This window comes from Acetobacter oryzifermentans (genome assembly GCF_001628715.1).
Taxonomy (GTDB): Bacteria; Pseudomonadota; Alphaproteobacteria; order Acetobacterales; family Acetobacteraceae; genus Acetobacter; species Acetobacter oryzifermentans.
Genome location: NZ_CP011120.1, coordinates 1,053,120 through 1,073,726, shown reverse-complemented (window position 1 = coordinate 1,073,726; position 20,607 = coordinate 1,053,120). Strand labels below are relative to the sequence as shown.

The 20,607-nt window shown below is 53.0% G+C and carries 26 protein-coding genes; all 26 read right to left on the bottom strand.

The features are described from left to right. Positions 1-186, bottom strand: a complete 186-nt coding sequence (gene rpmD / locus WG31_RS05265; RefSeq protein WP_003622738.1) for a 50S ribosomal protein L30 — start codon at positions 184-186, stop codon at positions 1-3. Next, on the bottom strand, positions 179-754 hold the full coding sequence (gene rpsE / locus WG31_RS05260; protein ID WP_063353860.1) for a 30S ribosomal protein S5: 576 nt from the start codon (positions 752-754) through the stop codon (positions 179-181). Before rpsE ends, rpmD begins: the two co-directional genes overlap by 8 nt. Before the next feature lie 15 nt (positions 755-769). Beyond that, positions 770-1,132, bottom strand: a complete 363-nt coding sequence (rplR, locus tag WG31_RS05255; RefSeq protein ID WP_019090051.1) for a 50S ribosomal protein L18 — start codon at positions 1,130-1,132, stop codon at positions 770-772. Next, positions 1,132-1,665, bottom strand: a complete 534-nt coding sequence (rplF, locus tag WG31_RS05250; protein ID WP_003622732.1) for a 50S ribosomal protein L6 — start codon at positions 1,663-1,665, stop codon at positions 1,132-1,134. Before rplF ends, rplR begins: the two co-directional genes overlap by 1 nt. 10 nt (positions 1,666-1,675) lie before the next feature. After that, positions 1,676-2,074 (bottom strand): 30S ribosomal protein S8, encoded by a 399-nt coding sequence (gene rpsH / locus WG31_RS05245; RefSeq protein WP_003622730.1) that lies wholly within the window; start codon positions 2,072-2,074, stop codon positions 1,676-1,678. 9 nt (positions 2,075-2,083) lie between these two features. After that, complete coding sequence (rpsN, locus tag WG31_RS05240; RefSeq protein WP_003622728.1) at positions 2,084-2,389, bottom strand: 30S ribosomal protein S14; 306 nt, start codon at positions 2,387-2,389, stop codon at positions 2,084-2,086. Between the two features lie 79 nt (positions 2,390-2,468). Next, positions 2,469-3,038, bottom strand: a complete 570-nt coding sequence (rplE, locus tag WG31_RS05235; protein ID WP_035351604.1) for a 50S ribosomal protein L5 — start codon at positions 3,036-3,038, stop codon at positions 2,469-2,471. A 10-nt stretch (positions 3,039-3,048) separates the two neighbouring features. After that, entirely contained in the window at positions 3,049-3,369 is a 321-nt protein-coding gene (rplX, locus tag WG31_RS05230; RefSeq protein WP_063353859.1) for a 50S ribosomal protein L24, read from the bottom strand. After that, a complete protein-coding gene (gene rplN, locus WG31_RS05225; protein WP_012812770.1) occupies positions 3,369-3,737 on the bottom strand; it encodes a 50S ribosomal protein L14 in 369 nt (122 codons plus the stop codon). Before rplN ends, rplX begins: the two co-directional genes overlap by 1 nt. Before the next feature lie 18 nt (positions 3,738-3,755). Beyond that, positions 3,756-4,025 (bottom strand): 30S ribosomal protein S17, encoded by a 270-nt coding sequence (rpsQ, locus tag WG31_RS05220; RefSeq protein WP_063353858.1) that lies wholly within the window; start codon positions 4,023-4,025, stop codon positions 3,756-3,758. Positions 4,026-4,038: 13 nt separating this feature from the next. Continuing rightward, positions 4,039-4,275, bottom strand: a complete 237-nt coding sequence (gene rpmC / locus WG31_RS05215) for a 50S ribosomal protein L29 (protein ID WP_006116047.1) — start codon at positions 4,273-4,275, stop codon at positions 4,039-4,041. 1 nt (position 4,276) lies between these two features. Next, the gene (gene rplP, locus WG31_RS05210; RefSeq protein ID WP_035351612.1) at positions 4,277-4,693 is read right to left on the bottom strand and encodes a 50S ribosomal protein L16; all 417 of its coding nucleotides are present in this window, start codon (positions 4,691-4,693) and stop codon (positions 4,277-4,279) included. Positions 4,694-4,711: 18 nt separating this feature from the next. Beyond that, a complete protein-coding gene (gene rpsC, locus WG31_RS05205) occupies positions 4,712-5,389 on the bottom strand; it encodes a 30S ribosomal protein S3 (protein WP_003622715.1) in 678 nt (225 codons plus the stop codon). Positions 5,390-5,392: 3 nt separating this feature from the next. Then, positions 5,393-5,803, bottom strand: a complete 411-nt coding sequence (rplV, locus tag WG31_RS05200) for a 50S ribosomal protein L22 (RefSeq protein ID WP_003622713.1) — start codon at positions 5,801-5,803, stop codon at positions 5,393-5,395. Between the two features lie 6 nt (positions 5,804-5,809). Beyond that, a complete protein-coding gene (gene rpsS, locus WG31_RS05195) occupies positions 5,810-6,088 on the bottom strand; it encodes a 30S ribosomal protein S19 (protein WP_012812769.1) in 279 nt (92 codons plus the stop codon). A 13-nt stretch (positions 6,089-6,101) separates the two neighbouring features. Beyond that, the gene (rplB, locus tag WG31_RS05190; RefSeq protein WP_003628218.1) at positions 6,102-6,932 is read right to left on the bottom strand and encodes a 50S ribosomal protein L2; all 831 of its coding nucleotides are present in this window, start codon (positions 6,930-6,932) and stop codon (positions 6,102-6,104) included. A 16-nt stretch (positions 6,933-6,948) separates the two neighbouring features. Next, on the bottom strand, positions 6,949-7,284 hold the full coding sequence (locus tag WG31_RS05185) for a 50S ribosomal protein L23 (protein WP_003622708.1): 336 nt from the start codon (positions 7,282-7,284) through the stop codon (positions 6,949-6,951). Next, positions 7,281-7,895: a 50S ribosomal protein L4 gene (rplD, locus tag WG31_RS05180; RefSeq protein WP_006116050.1), complete on the bottom strand. Its 615-nt coding sequence runs from the start codon at positions 7,893-7,895 to the stop codon at positions 7,281-7,283. The genes WG31_RS05185 and rplD overlap by 4 nt, the downstream gene beginning before the upstream one ends. A gap of 4 nt (positions 7,896-7,899) precedes the next feature. After that, the gene (gene rplC / locus WG31_RS05175; RefSeq protein ID WP_035351615.1) at positions 7,900-8,583 is read right to left on the bottom strand and encodes a 50S ribosomal protein L3; all 684 of its coding nucleotides are present in this window, start codon (positions 8,581-8,583) and stop codon (positions 7,900-7,902) included. A 10-nt stretch (positions 8,584-8,593) separates the two neighbouring features. Continuing rightward, the gene (gene rpsJ, locus WG31_RS05170; protein WP_007282720.1) at positions 8,594-8,902 is read right to left on the bottom strand and encodes a 30S ribosomal protein S10; all 309 of its coding nucleotides are present in this window, start codon (positions 8,900-8,902) and stop codon (positions 8,594-8,596) included. 107 nt (positions 8,903-9,009) lie between these two features. Continuing rightward, positions 9,010-10,200, bottom strand: a complete 1,191-nt coding sequence (tuf, locus tag WG31_RS05165; RefSeq protein WP_006116052.1) for an elongation factor Tu — start codon at positions 10,198-10,200, stop codon at positions 9,010-9,012. A 90-nt stretch (positions 10,201-10,290) separates the two neighbouring features. Then, a complete protein-coding gene (rpsG, locus tag WG31_RS05160; protein ID WP_063353857.1) occupies positions 10,291-10,767 on the bottom strand; it encodes a 30S ribosomal protein S7 in 477 nt (158 codons plus the stop codon). Between the two features lie 14 nt (positions 10,768-10,781). Next, on the bottom strand, positions 10,782-11,153 hold the full coding sequence (gene rpsL, locus WG31_RS05155; RefSeq protein WP_003622698.1) for a 30S ribosomal protein S12: 372 nt from the start codon (positions 11,151-11,153) through the stop codon (positions 10,782-10,784). Between the two features lie 338 nt (positions 11,154-11,491). Next, entirely contained in the window at positions 11,492-15,667 is a 4,176-nt protein-coding gene (gene rpoC / locus WG31_RS05150) for a DNA-directed RNA polymerase subunit beta' (protein WP_063353856.1), read from the bottom strand. Between the two features lie 93 nt (positions 15,668-15,760). Beyond that, complete coding sequence (gene rpoB, locus WG31_RS05145; protein WP_035351617.1) at positions 15,761-19,933, bottom strand: DNA-directed RNA polymerase subunit beta; 4,173 nt, start codon at positions 19,931-19,933, stop codon at positions 15,761-15,763. 219 nt (positions 19,934-20,152) lie between these two features. Then, positions 20,153-20,527: a 50S ribosomal protein L7/L12 gene (gene rplL / locus WG31_RS05135; RefSeq protein WP_006116056.1), complete on the bottom strand. Its 375-nt coding sequence runs from the start codon at positions 20,525-20,527 to the stop codon at positions 20,153-20,155. Positions 20,528-20,607: the final 80 nt, after the last annotated feature.

The following is a 20,607-nucleotide window of genomic DNA, read 5'->3' as shown; positions in this document are numbered from 1 at the left end:
TCAATCCTCCACCTTCACCAGGTGGGCCACTTTGCGTACCATACCCCGGACAGACGGAGTATCTTCCAGAACGCGTTCACGGCCAATCTTGTTCAGACCCAGACCGATCAAAGTTGCCTGCTGTCCAGGCTTACGTCCATTACCGGACGCAATCTGCACAACCTTAAAGGTTTTTTTATCAGACATCAGCGGCCTCCGCAGCAATAGCCTGTTCACGCTTACCGAAGATTTCAGCAACCTTCTTACCGCGACGGCTAGCTACAGAACGTGGGCTTGCACAACGTGCCAGCGCATCAAAAGTTGCCTTAACCATGTTGTGCGGGTTCCGGGTGCCCAGAGACTTCGCAACCACATCGTTAATACCAAGGCTTTCGAATACAGCACGCATAGGACCACCAGCGATAATCCCCGTCCCTGCTTCGGCAGACCGCAGCACAACCTTACCGGCACCAAAGTGACCAGCAACATCATGATGCAGTGTACGGCCTTCCTTCATCGGGACACGGATCATGCCACGTTTGGCGCGCTCCGTAGCCTTACGAATTGCTTCAGGAACTTCGCGCGCCTTACCTGCACCGTAGCCAACACGCCCCTTCTGGTCACCAACAACAACCAGCGCAGCGAAAGCAAACCGACGACCACCCTTAACCACTTTCGCAACGCGATTGATGGTTACCAGCTTATCGACCAGTTCATCCCCTTCGCGTTCACGCTCACGGCCGCCTCGACCGCCTTCTCTTGGTTCACGAGCCATTCCGTGATCCTTTCCTCAGAAGGAGAGACCGCCCTCACGGGCCGCCTCTGCCAGGGCCTTGACGCGCCCGTGATAAAGATAAGACCCCCTGTCGAACACGACCTGAGATACACCTGCAGCAACGGCGCGCTGTGCAACCAGCTTACCGACAGCGCCAGCGCTTTCCTGCGTGGAACCTTTTTTCAGATCCGTCTGCAGCTCCTTATCCAAGGAGGACGCTGAGGCCAAAGTACGGCCCTGCGCATCGTCGATCACCTGAGCATAAATGTTCTTGCCAGACCGGAAAACAGACAGACGCGGACGCCCACCTGCCTTGCGGCGCAGCTGAAAACGGAGACGCGCCCGACGGCGGTTCCGCAATTCCTGCTGAGTGCTCATTATTTCTTCTTGCCTTCCTTACGACGAATGGTTTCCGTTTCGTACCGAACACCTTTGCCCTTGTAAGGTTCAGGCTTACGGAAGCTGCGGATATCAAGAGCCACCTGGCCTACCCGCTGCTTATCGATCCCCTCCACCACAATAGCCGTCGGACGCGGCGTAGAAATCTTGATGCCTGCAGGAATCGGATACACAACATCATGGGAGAACCCAAGGTTCATCACCAGATTAGAACCCTGCACAGCTGCACGGTAACCTGTGCCGTTAATTTCCAGAGCCTTGGAAAAACCTTCCGAAACCCCTTTAACAGCCGTTGCGATCAGAGCACGTGTTGTGCCCCACATCATACGAGCCTGAGCAGCAGTACCCACTGGCTGCACAACAACCTTACCATCCTGCACATCAACGGAAACATGTGAAGAAAGCGGCAGAGCCAGCTCCCCCAATTTTCCTTTGGCCTTCAGAACACCATCTGCAATAGCGATGGTTACCCCTGCCGGCACTTCAACAGGATACTTGCCTACGCGTGACATTTACCCCTCCTTAGAAAACACGGCAGAGGACTTCACCGCCAACATTGGCAGCACGAGCCTCAACATCGGAAAGAACACCACGCGGTGTGGAAAGGATAGAAACACCCAAACCTGCACAAACGCGAGGAAGTTCCTTAATTTTGGAATATACGCGACGACCAGGACGTGAAACACGCTGAATTTCGCGAATAACCGGCTCACCGTCGGTGTATTTCAGCTCAATATGCAACTGAGCAATACCCTTACGGACGTCTTCACGCTTATAGCCACGAATGTAGCCTTCACGCTGCAGAGCTTCTAAAACACTCACACGCAGCTTAGAGGCCGGAGCAACACAAGCATTGTGACGCGCGCGCTGAGCATTACGAATACGGGTGAGCATATCACCCAAAGGATCAGAAAGTGACATCTCGCGCCCTTACCAGCTTGCTTTAACCACGCCCGGAATCTGGCCTTCAGATGCCAGATCACGGAAAGCAATACGGCACAGCTCAAACTTGCGGTAGTTACCGCGAGAACGACCTGTCAGTTTGCAACGCAGACGAACCCGCACGCGAGAACCATTGCGCGGCAGTTCAGCCAACTTCAAAGACGCATCAAACCGATCCTCCACGGGAAGAGAACGATCCATAACGATATTTTTGAGAGCTACCCGCTTCTCTTTATCCCGTGCCGCCATGCGCGCGCGCTTTGCGTTACGCAGAATGGCAGAAGTCTTAGCCATACAAATTACCTCCGGAACCCTTCGAAAACCTTCGACGGTTTTCCAAGATCACACATTAAAACACCCAGCAGGGTCTGTATCACCCCACGAAAGGAAGATCAAACGCCTTCAGCAGGGCCTTGGCTTCTGCATCTGTCTTTGCACTGGTTACGAACACCACGTCCATACCGCGGATTTCATCTACCTTATCGTATTCGATTTCGGGGAAGATGATCTGTTCTTTCAAGCCCAGAGCAAAGTTACCACGACCATCAAAACCTTTGGTAGCCGGCAGACCGCGGAAATCGCGGATGCGTGGCATAGCAATAGTTACCAGACGATCAAGGAATTCATACATCCGTGCACGGCGCAGAGTGACCTTACAGCCAATCGGCAGACCTTCACGAATCTTGAAGCCAGCGATAGCTTTCTTCGCCACTGTTTTAACAGGCTTCTGACCAGCAATAAGCGCCATTTCTGCAACAGCAGCATCTAGCTTCTTCTGATCGCCAGCAGCCTCACCCACGCCCATATTCAGGACGATTTTTTCGAGGTGAGGCACCTGCATTTCATTTTTGTAACCAAACTGCTTACGCAGGTTGGCACGCAGTTCGCTTTCATACCGCTGCTGAAAGCGCGGCAGGGAACGACCTTCCTGTTTCGCACTCATTCGTAGCCCCTCAACCTTCAATAGCTTCGCCGGTCGCCTTAGCGATGCGAACTTTTTTGCCGTTTTCCAGCACTCGGAAACCAACTCGTGTCGGCTTTTTAGAGGCTGGATCAATCAGCTTCAGGTTAGAAAGGTGAATGGGTGCTTCACGGGTAATAATCCCGCTTTCTTCACCCATGCGGCGCGCACGCTGATGACGCTTAATTAGCGCCACACCACGCACAACAGCACGGCTTTCGGAAGGACGAACCTCCAGAACTTCTCCCTGCGTCCCCTTGGAGGAACCGCTGATGACGACAACCGTATCGCCTTTTTTAATACGGGCAGCCATTACAACACCTCCGGCGCGAGAGAGATGATCTTCATGAACTTCTTCGCACGCAATTCGCGCACAACCGGTCCAAAAATACGCGTACCAATCGGTTCCTGCTGCTTGTTAATCAGCACAGCTGCGTTTTTATCGAAACGGATCGCGCTACCATCAGGCCGACGGACTGGATAGGAAGTCCGCACGATAACAGCCTGGTGAACGTCGCCCTTCTTCACTTTCCCGCGGGGGATAGCTTCTTTGACGGAAACGACGATCACGTCGCCGACCGAGGCGGACTTCCGCTTGGAGCCGCCCAGCACCTTGATGCACTGCACCTGACGTGCGCCAGAATTATCGGCGACGTCAAGGTTGGTCTCGGGATGGATCATAACCTAAATATCCTTACGTTAGGCCGATGCACCGGCTTCCACACCAACGACTTCGCCGTTGCGGGAAATCACAGTCCACGTCTTGCGGCGTGAAATAGGCGGACATTCAACAATCCGCACGGAGTCACCAACCTTGCAGATATTTTCTTCATCATGCGCCGCATATTTTTTAGAGCGACGAATGAATTTCTTATAGAGCGGATGCATGACGCGACGATCAACAAGAACCGTAATGGTTTTGTCCATCTTATCGCTGGTCACACGCCCGGTCAGGACGCGCCTTGGCATCGGCTAACTCTCCTCAGGCATTGGCAGCAGATGTTTTTGCACCTGCTGCAGTCTTTGCATTTTGCACCGCAATCGTCTTGATTCGTGCAATCTCACGGCGCACCGCACGCATACGGCTCTGCGCTTCAGTCTGACCCGTGGCCTGCTGGAAACGCAGATTAAGCTGCTCACGCTTCAATTCAACCAGACGAGCTTCAAGCTCGTCTGGAGTCTTGGTGCGCAAATCGGCTGGCTTAGTTGCCTTTACCATCTCACGCATCTCCAATTCGGGTCACAAACTTGGTCTTGATCGGCAGTTTCGCTGCACCCAGAGCCAACGCTTCACGCGCCAGTTCAGGGGGCACACCTTCGATCTCAAACAAAATGCGACCTGGCTTCACACGGGCCACCCAGTATTCTGGGGAACCCTTACCGGAGCCCATACGCACTTCTGCAGGTTTTGTCGAGACCGGAAGGTCAGGAAAAATACGAATCCAGACGCGACCTGCACGTTTCATGGCACGTGTGATAGCCCGACGGGAGGCTTCAATCTGGCGTGCCGTAATACGTTCCGGCTGAAGAGCCTTCAGTCCAAACGTACCGAAGTTCAACGTGGTGCCACTTTTTGCAAGACCGTGGATACGGCCTTTGTGGGCTTTACGGAATTTTGTCCGCTTCGGGGAAAGCATGTTGTTTTATCCCTCTCCTCAGCGCTGAGGAGCCTGTTCGGCCGCCCGGCGATCCTGAGCCATCGGATCATGAGCAAGAATTTCGCCCTTAAAGATCCAGACTTTTACACCGCAAGTGCCATAGGTGGTCTTTGCTGTTGCTGTGCCATAATCGATATCAGCACGCAGGGTGTGCAGAGGCACACGACCTTCACGATACCATTCGATACGTGCGATTTCCGCACCGCCAAGACGACCAGAGCAGTTGATACGAATACCCTGTGCGCCCAGACGCATAGCAGACTGCACTGCACGCTTCATGGCACGACGGAAAGCCACACGGCGTTCCAGCTGCTGAGCAATGTTTTCTGCAACCAGTGTAGCGTCGATTTCTGGCTTGCGAATTTCAACAATGTTCAGCGCAACTTCCGTGCCAGCCATACGTGTCAGCTCCTTACGGAGCGCATCAATGTCCTGACCCTTCTTACCAATCACAACACCCGGACGGGCGGCGTAAATGGTTACGCGGGGCTTTTTGGCCGGACGTTCGATAACGACACGAGACACACCAGCGCCAACCAGCTTGCGACGCAGGAATGCACGCAGCTTCAGATCTTCATGAAGCAATTTTGAATAGTCGGAATCGGCATACCACCGGCTATCCCACGTGCGGTTGATACCGAGCCGCAGCCCGATTGGATTGACTTTATGTCCCATACCTCAGGCCGCCTTCTGTTCGGAAGAAGCTGCTTCAGGCTCAGCAGCCCGTTCAGCTACAACAATCTTCAGGTGACTGAAAAACTTTTCAACACGAGCAGAACGCCCACGACCACGGGCATGAAAACGCCGCATGACAATGGATTTTCCAACTTCAGCTGTTTTCACCACCAGCTGGTCAACGTCCAGCTGGTGATTGTTTTCAGCATTAGCGATTGCGCTTTCCAGCGTCTTTTTCACTTCCTGAGCGATACGGCGCTTAGAGAACGTCAACGTTGCAACTGCCTGGGAAGCAGGCTTGTTGCGGATCAGGCCGGCCACAAGGTTCAGCTTGCGGGGGCTAACCCGGATGTTGCGCGTAACTGCCTGCGCTTCTGTTTCCGCGAGTGTGCGCGGATGCTTCGGCTTGCTCATCTCTGCTTAGCCCCGCTTAGACTTCTTGTCAGCACCATGCCCATGGAATGTACGGGTCGGAGAAAATTCGCCGAACTTATGTCCGACCATGTTTTCCGTAACCTGTACGGGCAGAAATTTCTGACCGTTATAAACACCGAACGTCAGACCGACGAACTGCGGAAGAATTGTAGAACGACGAGACCAGATCTTGATCACTTCGTTACGACCCGACGCGCGGGATACCTCAGCTTTATTCAGCAGATACCCGTCGACGAACGGGCCTTTCCAGACGGAACGTGCCATCTTCTATTGCCCCTTACTTGCCGGTCTTTCGACGACGGATAATCAGACTGTCCGTCCGCTTGTTGACCCGAGTTTTGTACCCTTTGGTTGGCTTGCCCCATGGCGTAACCGGATGACGGCCACCAGAGGTACGACCTTCACCACCACCATGCGGATGATCAACAGGGTTCATCACCACACCACGGTTATGAGGACGACGCCCCAACCAACGGGAACGCCCAGCCTTACCCATATGCTGGTTCATGTTATCCGGATTGGACACGGCACCAACGGTCGCCATGCACTCACCACGAACAACACGCAGCTCACCAGACTGCAGCTTGATCTGGGCGTAACCGGAATCCTTACCAACGAGCTGGGCATATGTGCCAGCAGAACGTGCGAGCTTACCACCTGCACCCTGCTTCAGTTCGATGTTATGGATAATCGTTCCCACCGGGATGGAAGCCAGCGGCATAGCATTACCAGGCTTAATATCCACGCGTGCACCAGCGATGACATTGTCACCAACTTTCAGACGCTGCGGAGCAAGAATATATGCAAGCTCGCCATCTTCGTACTTCACCAGCGCAATAAATGCGGTGCGGTTCGGATCATATTCCAGACGTTCCACCGTACCTAGAACATCAAACTTACGACGTTTGAAGTCTACGTAACGGTAAGACTGCTTATGACCACCCCCACGGAAACGGGAAGTGATACGGCCATTATTATTACGACCGCCTGTCTTATTTTTACCTTCGGTCAACTGTTTGACCGGCTTACCTTTCCAAAGGTCAGCACGATCAACCAGCACCGTACCACGCAAGCTTGGCGTGACAGGATTAAAGTGCTTCAGAGCCATGAATTTCTACCTTCGGTCACGCCAGCTTGGCGGTAAGATCAATGGACTGACCTTCCGCAAGCTGAACGAACGCCTTCTTCACGTCAGAACGCTGCCCAACACGCCCTTTAAAGCGTTTGGTTTTTCCCTTCTGAACCAAGGTGTTGACACCAACAACCTTGACCCCGAACAGCGTTTCCACCGCAACCTTGATTTCAGGCTTCGTAGCGGACATTGCCACTTTGAAAACAACCTGGTTCTTTTCAGAAAGCGCCGTAGCTTTTTCCGTAATTACAGGAGTACGCACGATGTCGTACATTGCTTCACGGGAAAGACGCTCGGCTTTCTTGCGAATGGCAAGAATATTCGTCATGCCAGGCGCTCCTTCAGTCCTTCAAGGCCGGCCTGCGTAATCGCAAGCACCTCGTGGTTCAGAATGTCGTAAACATTCGCACCAATGGTCGGCAGAATGTCGATCTTGGGCAGGTTACGGGCGGCACGACCGAAGCTCTCATCTACAGCAGCATCCACGATCAGAGCAGATGTCCAACCCAGAGACTTCAGTTTCTTTGCCAGTTCGCTGGTCTTATCAACGCCAGAAGCAGACTGCAGCACAATAAGCTTACCGTCTTTTGCCTTTTGAGAAAGCGCAGAAATCAGGCCAAGGCGGCGCACTTTTTTCGGCAGGTCGTAACCGTGGTCACGCACAACCGGGCCATGCACTGCCCCACCGGTACGATACTGTGGCGCACGTAACGAACCCTGACGGGCGCTACCTGTGCCTTTCTGGCGGTATGGCTTTTTGGTGGTGCCGGACACTTCGCCCATGCCCTTCACCTTATGCGTGCCTGCGCGGCGCTTAGCCAGCTGCCAGTGCACAACACGAGCCATGATATCTGCACGCGGCGCAACGGCGAAAATTTCGTCCGGAAGCGTTGCAGAACCGGCGCTGCTGTTATCTAGCGTCTTGATTTCGATTTCCATGACCTCAGCCCTCCGCCTTCACGAGGCCGGCCGGATAAGGCGCGTCATCATGGCGGGCTTTTTTAATGGCGTCACGGATCAGAACAACACCGTTCTTCGCTCCTGGCACGGAGCCACGAACCATGATCAGATTCTTTTCCGGATCGACCGCTGCGATTTCCAGATTCAAGGTGGTCACGCGTTCATCACCGAGATGACCAGCCATTTTCTTGTTCTTAAAGGTCTTGCCGGGATCCTGGCGATTACCAGTCGAACCATGCGAACGGTGCGAAATAGACACACCATGCGTGGCTTCAAGACCAGCAAAATTCCAGCGCTTCATTGCGCCAGCAAATCCCTTACCTTTGCTTACACCTGTAACGTCAACCTTTTGGCCAACAACAAAGTGAGAAGCTGAAAGGGTAGCACCAACCTCAAGAGCGGCATCATCAGCTACACGAAATTCGCGAAGCGCCTGCTTGGGCTCCACCTTCGTGCGAGCAAAATGCCCACGATTCGGCTTGGTTACGTTTTTCACCTTGGCTTTACCCATACCCAGCTGAACAGCTACGTAGCCATCCCGCTCCTGGTTACGGACATCAACCACCTGCACATCATCAACATGCAGGACGGTAACAGGCACATGCGTGCCATCTTCCTTGAACAGTCGGGACATGCCCAACTTCTTTGCGATCAATCCGGTGCGCATCGTCTGGACCTTAGAGTTTGATCTCGACATCAACGCCAGCGGCGAGGTCGAGCTTCATGAGAGCGTCCACGGTCTGCGGAGTGGGCTCAACAATGTCGAGCAGACGGCGATGAGTTCGAATTTCGAACTGCTCGCGGCTCTTTTTATCAACGTGAGGAGAACGGTTAACCGTAAACCGTTCGATATGCGTAGGCAGCGGGATAGGACCCCGAACCCGCGCACCCGTACGCTTCGCCGTATTCACGATCTCTTTCGTGCTGTTATCCAGCACCCGATGATCGTACGCTTTCAGGCGAATGCGGATGTTCTGGTTGTCCATTTGTTTTTTAGTCCAACACTTTACTTATCCGGGGAATCCCGGCCGCCAAGTAAGACCCCGACCAAAATCAATCGGTCGGGGCCACTTAGGCTCATATCCTCTATCGATTACTCGATAATGGAGGAAACAACGCCAGCACCAACCGTGCGGCCACCTTCGCGAATAGCGAAACGCAGACCTTCGTCCATGGCGATTGGAGCAATCAGCTCAACTTCCATGGCGCAGTTGTCGCCCGGCATCACCATTTCGGTGCCTTCCGGCAGGTGCACAACACCGGTCACGTCAGTCGTACGGAAGTAGAACTGCGGACGATAGTTGGTGAAGAATGGCGTATGACGGCCACCTTCTTCCTTCGTCAGGATGTAGGCTTCTGCCTTGAACTTCTTATGCGGCGTAATGGAGCCTGGCTTTGCCAGAACCTGACCACGTTCCACATCTTCGCGCTTGGTGCCACGCAGCAGAGCGCCGATGTTGTCACCAGCTTCACCGCGATCAAGCAGCTTACGGAACATTTCAACGCCGGTTACGGTTGTCTTCGTGGTCGGCTTCAGACCAACGATTTCAATTTCGTCACCAACATTGATCACGCCACGCTCCACACGACCCGTTACCACGGTACCACGACCAGAGATGGAGAACACATCTTCGATCGGCATCAGGAACGGACGGTCAACCGGACGTTCCGGCTGCGGGATGTAGGCATCAACTGCGTCCATCAGATCGCGAACGCGGTTTTCACCGATTTCCGGATCACCATCTTCCAGAGTTACCAGAGCGGACCCCTTGATGATCGGCACATCGTCGCCAGGGAACTGATAGGAAGACAGAAGTTCACGAACTTCCATCTCAACCAGCTCAAGCAGTTCCGGATCATCAACCTGATCAACCTTATTCAGGAAGACAACTAGAGCCGGCACACCGACCTGACGAGCAAGCAGGATGTGTTCGCGGGTCTGCGGCATCGGGCCGTCAGCTGCGGACACAACCAGGATTGCGCCGTCCATCTGCGCTGCACCCGTGATCATGTTTTTCACGTAGTCAGCATGTCCGGGGCAGTCAACGTGCGCGTAGTGGCGCTTGTCGGTTTCATATTCCACGTGTGCTGTGGAAATGGTGATGCCGCGAGCGCGTTCTTCCGGAGCAGCGTCGATCTGATCATACGCCTTAAATTCAGCGCCACCCTTTTTTGCAAGCGTCTTGGTGATCGCTGCCGTCAGAGAGGTCTTACCATGGTCAACGTGACCAATGGTGCCGATGTTGCAGTGCGGTTTATTCCGCTCAAATTTAGCCTTAGCCATTTTTTACTCCATGCCCCAAAAACCATTCGGGATGCAGTTGTTATAAGCCCTGCAAACTCACTGCAAGAGGAAATGCAGCAGCTTCTTTCATTACCAGCGATAGTGGCTGAATGCTTTGTTAGCTTCCGCCATACGGTGGGTATCTTCCCGCTTCTTCACTGCTGCGCCACGATTGTTGACGGCATCCAGAAGCTCATTGGAAAGCCGATCCTGCATGGTGTTTTCGCCACGCTTGCGCGCAGCATCAATCACCCAACGGATCGCCAACGCCTGACGGCGGTCTGCGCGAACTTCAACCGGCACCTGGTAGGTTGCCCCACCAACACGGCGAGAACGCACTTCAACAGCCGGCTTTACGTTATCCAGCGCACTGTGGAACAGCACCACTGCATCCGCACTGTTACCGCTACGACGCACCATGGCATCCAGCGCACCGTATACGATTCTTTCTGCAGCAGACTTCTTACCATCGTACATCAGCGCATTCATGAAACGCGTGACAACGATATCTCCGAATTTCGGATCGGGAAGGATCTCGCGCTTTACTGCGCGATGACGGCGACTCATACCTGTTCTTCCTCTTATTTCGGACGCTTGGCGCCATACAGCGAACGACGCTGACGCCGCTTGGCAATACCCTGCGTATCCAGAACACCACGAAGGATGTGATAACGCACACCCGGCAAATCCTTCACACGACCGCCGCGGATCAGCACAACACTATGTTCCTGAAGGTTATGACCTTCACCCGGAATATAGCTGACCACCTCATAGCCGTTCGTCAGACGCACCTTAGCGACTTTACGCAGTGCGGAGTTCGGCTTTTTTGGCGTCGTGGTATAAACGCGGGTGCAAACACCGCGCTTTTGGGGGCATCCTTGCAGCGCGGGCACCTTGTTGCGCTTGACCGCAGGCTTGCGCCCCTTGGCAATGAGCTGGTTGATGGTCGGCATGCGCCTTTCCCGATCCTTACACAGTTCGGCCGGCCGCCATTATTTCTGACTGCCGACTTTCATTAAAAAAGATCCCATCAGGCATTTGCCTGTATGGGGCTATGTTGGCATCCGGCCCCGCTTCCACCCCGGAAGCCAACCGCATGCTAGACTCACACAGAAAACCTAATTGCTCTTTCTATCCACAGGGATATCCAGAGCTGAGGGCTGCTACCTAACCCTCCCCCCGCTGGGAGTCAAGTTTTACCCTGCGATTCTTAAAGAATTGCGTACGCTGTACATGAAAAAAGGACCAAGGTTTCCCCTGATCCTTCCTTCATGAAGCATATTTGCAACGTTTATTCGGCTGCAGAACGCCCAACACGTTGGCGATCCTGCTCTGCGGCAATAGCCCGCAGACGCTTCATAACACTGCCCGTACCTGCTGGAATCAGTCGCCCAACAATTACGTTTTCCTTCAGGCCCATCAACTTATCCACTTTCCCTGCCGTAGCAGCTTCTGTGAGCACGCGTGTGGTTTCCTGGAACGATGCAGCAGAAATAAAGGACTGCGTCTGCAGAGAAGCCTTGGTGATGCCCTGCAGCACCGGCATACCCTGAGCTGGCCGCTCACCTGCTTTGAGGCTCTTGGCATTTTCAGCCTCGAACTCAATACGGTCAACAGTTTCGCCAATCAGATATGTCGTATCACCCGGCTCCAGAATTTCTACCTTCTGAAGCATCTGACGCACGATAACTTCAATATGCTTATCGTTAATCTTCACACCCTGAAGACGATACACATCCTGAATTTCGTTGATCAGGTAATCAGACAGAGCCTCTACACCCATCACCTTCAGGATATCGTGGGGCACCCGCGGACCATCGACCAGCGGATCACCTTTTTCCACAAAGTCACCTTCCTGAACGGAAATGTGCTTGCCTTTCGGGATCAGGTATTCCTGCTCCTCGCCCGTTTCATCGTTCTTCACGATAACACGGCGCTTGGATTTGTAATCTTTCCCGAATTCAACGCGCCCTTCCATTTCCGCGATAATAGCGTGGTCTTTTGGCCGACGTGCTTCAAACAATTCAGCAACGCGGGGCAGACCACCCGTAATATCACGGGTTTTGGAGCCTTCACGTGGCAGACGCGCCAGAACGTCACCGGCATTTACTTCTGTACCGTTTTCAACAGACAGAAGCGTTTCGGGAGAGAGGAAGTAACGGGCATCTGAACCGTTATCCAACTTCACCACATCACCGTTGGCATCCTTAAGCTGCAGACGTGGGCGCAGATCCACACCTTTACCTGCCTGCTTATAGTCAACCACCACTTTGGAGGTCAGGCCTGTTACTTCGTCCATACGCTCAACAAGCGTGATGGAGTCAATCAGATCCAGGTATTCAACCTTACCAGCTTTTTCCGTGATAATCGGAAGGGTGTACGGATCCCACTCAGCCAGTTTCTGACCGCGAGCAACTTTTGCCCCTTCTTCTGTCAACAAACGAGCACCGTACGGCACACGGTAACGGGCTTTCTCCACACCGTTTTCGTCAGACAGAAGAATTTCACAGTTACGTGCCATCACGATCGGCACGTTCTGACTATTATGCACAACGTTACGGTTACGGATTACGACCTGACCATCACGAGAGGCTTCGATCATGGACTGTTCCGCACCACGCTGCGCCGCACCACCAATATGGAAGGTACGCATTGTCAGCTGTGTGCCGGGCTCACCAATGGACTGAGCGGCGATAACACCCACGGCTTCACCGATGTTAACCGGTGTGCCGCGTGCAAGATCACGACCATAGCAGTGACCACATACACCAACACGGCTATCACAGGTCAGGACAGAACGGATATGAACCGTTTCCACACCAGATTTTTCAATCCGCTCGGCATCGGCCTCATCAATCAGATGATTGCGCGGAACGATCACTTCGTTGGTACCTGGCGCTACCACATCGGAAGCAACCGTACGGCCAAGGATACGTTCGGAGAGAGAAGCTACAACTTCCCCACCATCCATTACCGCACGCACCGTCAGGCCGCGTTCACTACCACAATCTTCTTCGATAATGATGCTGTCCTGCGCCACATCCACCAGACGACGGGTGAGATACCCAGAGTTAGCGGTTTTCAGCGCGGTATCAGCCAGACCTTTACGTGCACCATGGGTAGAGGTGAAGTAATCGAGAACCGACAGGCCTTCTTTAAAGTTGGCAATAATCGGCTGCTCAATAATTTCACCAGATGGCTTGGCCATCAGACCACGCATACCGGCCAGCTGTTTCATCTGAGCCGGCGACCCACGAGCCCCGGAGTGGCTCATCATCCACACCGAGTTGATCTGCTTACCAACTTCCTGACGAGAAATTTCTTTGGTCATGGCCGCCTGCACTTCGTCTGTGCAACGAGACCACGCATCCACCACCTTATTGTAGCGTTCGCCAGCCGTGATCAGACCATCCTGATACTGCTGTTCAAACTCTTTAACTTCGGCAGCCGTGCGATCAACCAGTTCTTTCTTTTCAGGCGGGATGATCATGTCATCCTTACCAAAGGAAATACCAGCCTTGGCAGCATGACGGAAACCCAGAGCCATCAGACGATCACAGAAGATAACCGCTTCTTTCTGACCACAATGACGATACACCGTATCAATAACGTCAGACACGGCCTTTTTGGTGAGCTGGCGGTTGATGAGGGAGAACGGCACAGCTTCATGCTGCGGCAGGATCTGCGCAATCAACACACGGCCAGGCGTGGTCACGGCTGTTTCGTAGGTGACCTTGCCATCCGCACCGACCTTCTGGAAACGTGCGCGAATTTTATCATGCAGCTTCAGTGCACCGGCGCTGAGTGCGTATTCCACTTCACCAATAGAAGAGAAAGATGGCGCGCCTTCTTTGACCAGAGCGCCTGTCTTCTCATCATATTCACAGCGATCTGGCGTAAGCTTGAATTCAGGTGTTTCGAGGCTGAGATAATACAGCCCCAAAACGATATCCTGAGAAGGCACGATAATCGGCTTACCATTTGCTGGGCTGAGGATGTTGTTGGTGGACATCATCAGCACACGTGCTTCAAGCTGGGCTTCAAGGCTCAGCGGCACATGCACGGCCATCTGGTCACCGTCAAAGTCTGCGTTAAACGCGGTGCAGACCAGCGGATGCAGCTGAATGGCCTTACCTTCAACCAGCACCGGTTCAAACGCCTGAATACCCAGGCGATGCAACGTAGGCGCACGGTTAAGCATAACAGGATGTTCGCGGATAACTTCTTCAAGAATATCCCAAACTTCTGGACGCTCTTTTTCCACCATCCGCTTTGCAGCTTTAATGGTGGTAGCATGACCGTATTTTTCCAGCTTGGCGTAAATGAACGGCTTGAACAGCTCCAGCGCCATCTTTTTGGGAAGACCACACTGATGGAGCTTAAGCTCCGGCCCCACCACAATAACAGAACGGCCAGAGTAATCGACGCGCTTACCAAGCAGGTTCTGACGGAAACGCCCCTGCTTACCTTTAAGCATATCGGAAAGAGATTTCAGCGGGCGCTTGTTAGCACCCGTAATCGCACGGCCACGACGCCCGTTATCGAACAACGCATCCACAGCTTCCTGCAGCATACGCTTTTCGTTACGCACGATAATATCGGGCGCACGCAGTTCCATCAGGCGCTTCAGACGGTTATTACGGTTGATAACACGCCGATACAGATCGTTCAGGTCAGACGTTGCAAAACGACCGCCATCCAGCGGCACCAGCGGACGCAGATCCGGCGGAATAACCGGAACCAGATCCAGAATCATCCATTCTGGACGTGAGCCGCTTTCTGCAAACGCTTCAATCAGCTTCAGGCGCTTAACAAGCTTTTTGCGCTTGGCTTCTGAAGTTGTTTCCTTAAGTTCCTGACGCAGTTCTACCTTTTCGGCATCACAATCAATGCGTTCCAGAACCTTTTTAATGGCTTCTGCGCCAATACCAACTTCAACACCTTCATCACCATATTCATCCATGGCATCAAGGTACTGTTCTTCCGTCAGCAAGGAATACTGCTTCAGCGGAGACGTGCCGGGTTCCAGAACCAGGTAGCTTTCAAAGTAAAGCACCTTTTCCAGATCTTTCAGCGTCATATCAACCATCAGGCCGATACGGCTGGGCAGAGACTTCAGGAACCAGATATGGGCAACGGGGCTGGCAAGCTGAATATGGCCCATGCGCTCACGACGCACTTTGGCCAGCGTAACTTCAACACCGCACTTTTCGCAGATAATACCGCGGAATTTCATCCGCTTGTATTTACCGCAAAGGCATTCATAATCCTTGATCGGACCAAAAATACGCGCACAGAACAGGCCATCCCGTTCTGGCTTGAACGTACGATAGTTGATGGTCTCGGGCTTCTTGATTTCGCCATAAGACCAGGAACGGATTTGTTCGGGCGATGCCAGCTGAATCTTAATCTGATCAAATGTCATCGCCTGGCCGGTCTGGCCAAGAATTTTCATGAGCTCATTCATGTGCCGAAGCCCCCAGCGGGAAACGGGGAGCCGAGGTTTCTACCCCAGCCTCCCCTTTGAAATAAGAACGGATGGTGGTGGCGAAATTCACCGTCACTCGGCCCCCTGCTCCAGTTCTACGTTCAGACCCAGAGACTTCAGCTCTTTGATCAGAACGTTAAAGCTTTCCGGAATACCGGCCTCAAAATCATCCTGCTCACGCACGATGGATTCATAAACTTTGGTTCGACCAGAAACGTCATCCGACTTCACAGTCAGCATTTCCTGTAGAGTGTAAGCTGCGCCATATGCTTCCAGCGCCCACACTTCCATTTCCCCAAAGCGCTGACCACCAAACTGCGCCTTACCACCCAGAGGCTGCTGTGTAACCAGCGAGTATGGGCCGATAGAGCGTGCATGGATCTTGTCATCAACAAGATGATGCAGCTTGAGCATGTAGATGTAGCCAACCGTTGTTTTACGTTCGAACGGTTCACCCGTACGCCCGTCAATCAACTGAGACTGACCAGATTTATTAACGCCAGCTTTTTCAAGCATGGCTTCAATATCCGGAATGGAAGCACCATCGAACACTGGCGTTGCAATCGGCACGCCTTTGCGCAGGTTATTGGCCAGTTCAATCAGCTCATCATTGCTCATATTGGCAATGTCTTCGCTGTAAACTTTATCCCCGTACACATCTTTCAGACGGTCCAGCAGTTCCTGACGTTTTTCGCCATTACGCTGGTACTCATCCACCATGTCACCAATGCCACGGCCGATTTTAGCGCAAGCCCAACCCAGATGCGTTTCTAGAATCTGCCCCACGTTCATACGTGAAGGCACACCTAGCGGGTTCAGCACCAGATCAACAGCCGTGCCGTCTTCCAGGAACGGCATGTCTTCAACTGGAACAACGCGGGACACCACACCCTTGTTACCATGACGACCGGCCATTTTATCCCCTGGCTGCAGCTTACGCTTAACAGCCACGAAAACCTTGACCATCTTCATCACGCCAGGTGGCAGTTCATCACCACGCTGAAGTTTTTCAACCTTGCTTTCAAAACGTGCCTGAATACGTGCAATAGCCGCATCAAATTCACGCCGCAAAGTTTCCAGTTCCGCCATAACGCTGTCAGAAGCGACAACAATCTGACGCCACGTAGCACGCGGATGTTCATCCAGAACGGCATCTGTAATCTCGGTTCCAGAGCGAATACCCTTGAACCCAGCGCCAGCAACCTGCCCCAGAAGCTTTTCACGCAAACGGCTATAGAAAGAACGTTCCTGAATAGCGCGTTCATCATCACGGTCTTTAGCAAGACGTTCGATTTCCGCACGCTCAATGGCCATGGCGCGTTCATCTTTATCCACACCACGGCGGGAGAACACACGCACATCAACAATTGTGCCAGATGTGCCAGGCGGCAGACGCAGAGACGTATCACGCACATCGGAGGCTTTTTCACCAAAGATGGCACGCAGAAGTTTTTCTTCCGGTGTCATTGGGCTTTCGCCTTTTGGCGTTACCTTGCCGATCAGAATATCGCCCGGATTAACTTCAGCACCTACATACACAATGCCGGCTTCATCCAAATTCCGCAGGGCTTCTTCACCCACATTCGGAATATCACGCGTGATTTCTTCCTGACCCAGCTTGGTATCACGGGCCATGACTTCGAATTCCTCGATATGGATCGAGGTAAAAACGTCATCCTTGGCAATCCGTTCGGAAATCAGGATGGAGTCTTCGAAGTTGTAACCATTCCAAGGCATAAACGCGACCAGCACGTTACGGCCCAGAGCTAGTTCACCCAGCTCTGTGGAAGGACCATCGGCAATAATATCGCCTGCCCGCACATTGTCACCTACATGCACCAGTGGACGCTGGTTAATACAGGTGGACTGGTTGGAACGGGAATACTTACGCAGACGGTAGATATCTACACCCTGCGTAGAACCTGCCGCATTGGTTGCACGCACTACGATACGGGCACCGTCAATCTGGTCCACAATACCTTCGCGCTTGGCAACAATTGTTGCACCGGAATCACGCGCCACAGCTGCTTCCATACCTGTGCCAACCAACGGTGCATCGGAACGCACCAGCGGCACAGCCTGACGCTGCATGTTGGAACCCATCAGTGCACGGTTCGCGTCATCGTTTTCCAGGAACGGAATGAGCGCCGCAGCAACGGAAACGAGCTGCTTAGGCGAAACGTCACACGCCGTTACTTCCGTTGGCGGAACCAGACGGAAATCACCGTTACGACGCACAGAAATCAGATCGCTGGTAAGCGCACCCTGATCATTCACCTTGGCATCGGCCTGCGCAACAACCAGCTTTTCCTCTTCCATAGCGGAGAGGTACTTCCAGCCGTCCTGTAGCACGCCGTCCTTCACCAGACGGTAAGGTGTTTCGATAAAGCCGTATTTGTTCACTTTGGCATAGGTTGCCAGAGAGTTGATCAGACCAATGTTCGGGCCTTCCGGCGTTTCAATTGGGCAGATACGACCATAATGCGTTGGGTGAACGTCACGCACTTCAAAGCCTGCGCGCTCACGGGTCAAACCACCTGGGCCAAGCGCTGAAAGACGACGCTTATGCGTCACTTCAGACAGCGGATTGGTTTGATCCATAAACTGGCTGAGCTGAGAAGAACCAAAGAACTCACGCACAGCAGCAGCAGCAGGTTTGGCGTTGATCAGATCATGCGGCATGACCGTATCAATATCCACAGAACCCATACGCTCACGGATAGCGCGCTCCATCCGCAACAGACCAATGCGGTACTGATTTTCCATCAGTTCACCAACCGAGCGCACGCGGCGGTTACCAAGGTTATCAATATCGTCAATCTGACCGCGACCGTCTTTCAGGTCGCACAGTGTTTTAATGGTGCGCAGAATATCTTCTTTACGCAGCACACGCACTGTGTCTGGCACGTCCATATCCAGACGCATGTTCATCTTCACGCGGCCAACAGCGGAAAGATCATAACGGTCGGGATCAAAGAACAAGCCATTCAGCATGGCTTCGGCTGTTTCAGCCGTTGGCGGCTCACCGGGGCGCATTACACGGTAGATATCAATCAGCGCTTCATCACGCGTGCTGTTTTTATCTACTGTGAGCGTATCACGGATCCACGGTCCGTTAGCTGCGTCAATTGCCAGCAAGGGAAGTTCCGTAATTCCGGCTTCTTCCAAAGCAGCAAGACGTGCTTCAGTGATTTCTTCACCAGCTTCGCCATAGATTTCGCCAGTCTGCATATTGACGATATCATGGGCAATGTAACGGCCAAGCAGATCGATCTCACCCACCAGCACTTCACGCGTTTTTTCCGCGATCTTGCGCACCATGCGGGCTGTCAGCTTGGTTTCGGCTTCCGCCACCACTTCACCTGTTTCTGCATCCACCAGCGGCGCCAGCAGCTTGAGACCACGGAAGGAATCCGCGTCAAACGGGCGGGCCCAGCCTTTGGCTGTTTTTATGAATGTGACAGCATTATAGAAGTAGGAGAGGATTTCATTGGCATCCATCCCCTTGATTTCCATAGAGTCAACATCACCGCCTTCAGCCGCTTTAGCTTTGCGTGCAGCCTCAGAAGCTGCACCTTCAAGCGCATACAGCAGCGTGGTGACAGGCAGCTTACGCTTACGGTCGATACGAACGTAAAGCAGATCTTTGGCGTCAAACTCGAAGTCCAGCCAGGAACCACGGTAAGGGATAACACGCGCAGCAAACAGATATTTGCCAGAAGAATGCGTTTTACCTTTATCATGATCAAAGAACACACCGGGTGAACGGTGCATCTGGCTGACGATAACACGCTCCGTACCGTTAACGATAAAGGTGCCATTGTCTGTCATGAGCGGCATATCGCCCATATAGACTGGCTGTTCCTTAATATCGCGAATGGAACGAGACCCCGTATCTTCGTCCACATCCCACACGATCAAGCGCAGAATAACCTTCAGCGGTGCGGCATATGTCAGACCACGCTGAATGCATTCTTCCACATCATATTTAGGCTCTTCAAATTCGTAACTGACGAATTCCAGACGCCCCCGCCCCGCAAAATCATTGATGGGGAAAACGGAACGGAATACCTCCTGCAAACCTGTTGGAGTACGTGCATCAGGCGATACATTTGCCTGAAGAAATGTCTCGTAAGACGCACGCTGCACGTCAATCAGGTTCGGCATCGGGGCGATTTCGGGAATCCGCCCGAAACTTTTGCGAATCCGCTTCCGTCCTGTGAACGATTTAGTGATTGCGTTCATCGTCGCTCCTGCCCCGCCCATTTATCTCGGACCATCATGCCCGTGGTTATCCCGCGAGCCTGATGGTCCGACCTAATTTTGGTCTCAAGCCCATACCGGGTTTTACCCGGCTCCTGTTTCAGATCAACCCGAAACAGGCAAACGGGCAGAGGCACAGCGCCCCTACCCGAAAACCTTTTTTCCATTTCCCTGATGCCATGCATCAGAAATTTGGCAAACTTACTTGACTTCGACGGTTGCCCCGGCGTCTTCAAGAGCCTTTTTGATCTTGTCAGCTTCGTCCTTGCTGACACCTTCTTTAACGGTCTTCGGCGCACCTTCAACCAGATCCTTGGCTTCTTTCAGGCCCAGACCGGTGATGCCGCGGATTTCCTTAATCACGTTGATCTTCTTGTCGCCAGCGCTAGCCAGAACAACCGTGAATTCGGTTTTTTCTTCAGCCGGAGCAGCAGCAGCACCAGGTGCAGCAGCAGCAACTGCTACAGGAGCAGCAGCGGAAACGCCCCATTTTTCTTCGAGCAGCTTGGAAAGTTCAGCAGCTTCAAGAACGGTCAGAGCGGACAGTTCGTCAACAAGCTTAGCAAGATCAGCCATAGTTTGACTTCCTAATATAGATACTGGTTAGCAGAACGCAACCTTCAAGCACGAAGGCAGCGCAAAATTCTTTAACATTC

Coding starts and splice junctions, on each gene's coding strand:
- rpmD (WP_003622738.1), bottom strand. CDS start 186: ATGTCTGATAAAAAAACCTTTAAGGTTGTGCAGATTGCGTCCGGTAAT.
- rpsE (WP_063353860.1), bottom strand. CDS start 754: ATGGCTCGTGAACCAAGAGAAGGCGGTCGAGGCGGCCGTGAGCGTGAA.
- rplR (WP_019090051.1), bottom strand. CDS start 1,132: ATGAGCACTCAGCAGGAATTGCGGAACCGCCGTCGGGCGCGTCTCCGT.
- rplF (WP_003622732.1), bottom strand. CDS start 1,665: ATGTCACGCGTAGGCAAGTATCCTGTTGAAGTGCCGGCAGGGGTAACC.
- rpsH (WP_003622730.1), bottom strand. CDS start 2,074: ATGTCACTTTCTGATCCTTTGGGTGATATGCTCACCCGTATTCGTAAT.
- rpsN (WP_003622728.1), bottom strand. CDS start 2,389: ATGGCTAAGACTTCTGCCATTCTGCGTAACGCAAAGCGCGCGCGCATG.
- rplE (WP_035351604.1), bottom strand. CDS start 3,038: ATGAGTGCGAAACAGGAAGGTCGTTCCCTGCCGCGCTTTCAGCAGCGG.
- rplX (WP_063353859.1), bottom strand. CDS start 3,369: ATGGCTGCCCGTATTAAAAAAGGCGATACGGTTGTCGTCATCAGCGGT.
- rplN (WP_012812770.1), bottom strand. CDS start 3,737: ATGATCCATCCCGAGACCAACCTTGACGTCGCCGATAATTCTGGCGCA.
- rpsQ (WP_063353858.1), bottom strand. CDS start 4,025: ATGCCAAGGCGCGTCCTGACCGGGCGTGTGACCAGCGATAAGATGGAC.
- rpmC (WP_006116047.1), bottom strand. CDS start 4,275: ATGGTAAAGGCAACTAAGCCAGCCGATTTGCGCACCAAGACTCCAGAC.
- rplP (WP_035351612.1), bottom strand. CDS start 4,693: ATGCTTTCCCCGAAGCGGACAAAATTCCGTAAAGCCCACAAAGGCCGT.
- rpsC (WP_003622715.1), bottom strand. CDS start 5,389: ATGGGACATAAAGTCAATCCAATCGGGCTGCGGCTCGGTATCAACCGC.
- rplV (WP_003622713.1), bottom strand. CDS start 5,803: ATGAGCAAGCCGAAGCATCCGCGCACACTCGCGGAAACAGAAGCGCAG.
- rpsS (WP_012812769.1), bottom strand. CDS start 6,088: ATGGCACGTTCCGTCTGGAAAGGCCCGTTCGTCGACGGGTATCTGCTG.
- rplB (WP_003628218.1), bottom strand. CDS start 6,932: ATGGCTCTGAAGCACTTTAATCCTGTCACGCCAAGCTTGCGTGGTACG.
- WG31_RS05185 (WP_003622708.1), bottom strand. CDS start 7,284: ATGACGAATATTCTTGCCATTCGCAAGAAAGCCGAGCGTCTTTCCCGT.
- rplD (WP_006116050.1), bottom strand. CDS start 7,895: ATGGAAATCGAAATCAAGACGCTAGATAACAGCAGCGCCGGTTCTGCA.
- rplC (WP_035351615.1), bottom strand. CDS start 8,583: ATGCGCACCGGATTGATCGCAAAGAAGTTGGGCATGTCCCGACTGTTC.
- rpsJ (WP_007282720.1), bottom strand. CDS start 8,902: ATGGACAACCAGAACATCCGCATTCGCCTGAAAGCGTACGATCATCGG.
- tuf (WP_006116052.1), bottom strand. CDS start 10,200: ATGGCTAAGGCTAAATTTGAGCGGAATAAACCGCACTGCAACATCGGC.
- rpsG (WP_063353857.1), bottom strand. CDS start 10,767: ATGAGTCGCCGTCATCGCGCAGTAAAGCGCGAGATCCTTCCCGATCCG.
- rpsL (WP_003622698.1), bottom strand. CDS start 11,153: ATGCCGACCATCAACCAGCTCATTGCCAAGGGGCGCAAGCCTGCGGTC.
- rpoC (WP_063353856.1), bottom strand. CDS start 15,667: ATGAATGAGCTCATGAAAATTCTTGGCCAGACCGGCCAGGCGATGACA.
- rpoB (WP_035351617.1), bottom strand. CDS start 19,933: ATGAACGCAATCACTAAATCGTTCACAGGACGGAAGCGGATTCGCAAA.
- rplL (WP_006116056.1), bottom strand. CDS start 20,527: ATGGCTGATCTTGCTAAGCTTGTTGACGAACTGTCCGCTCTGACCGTT.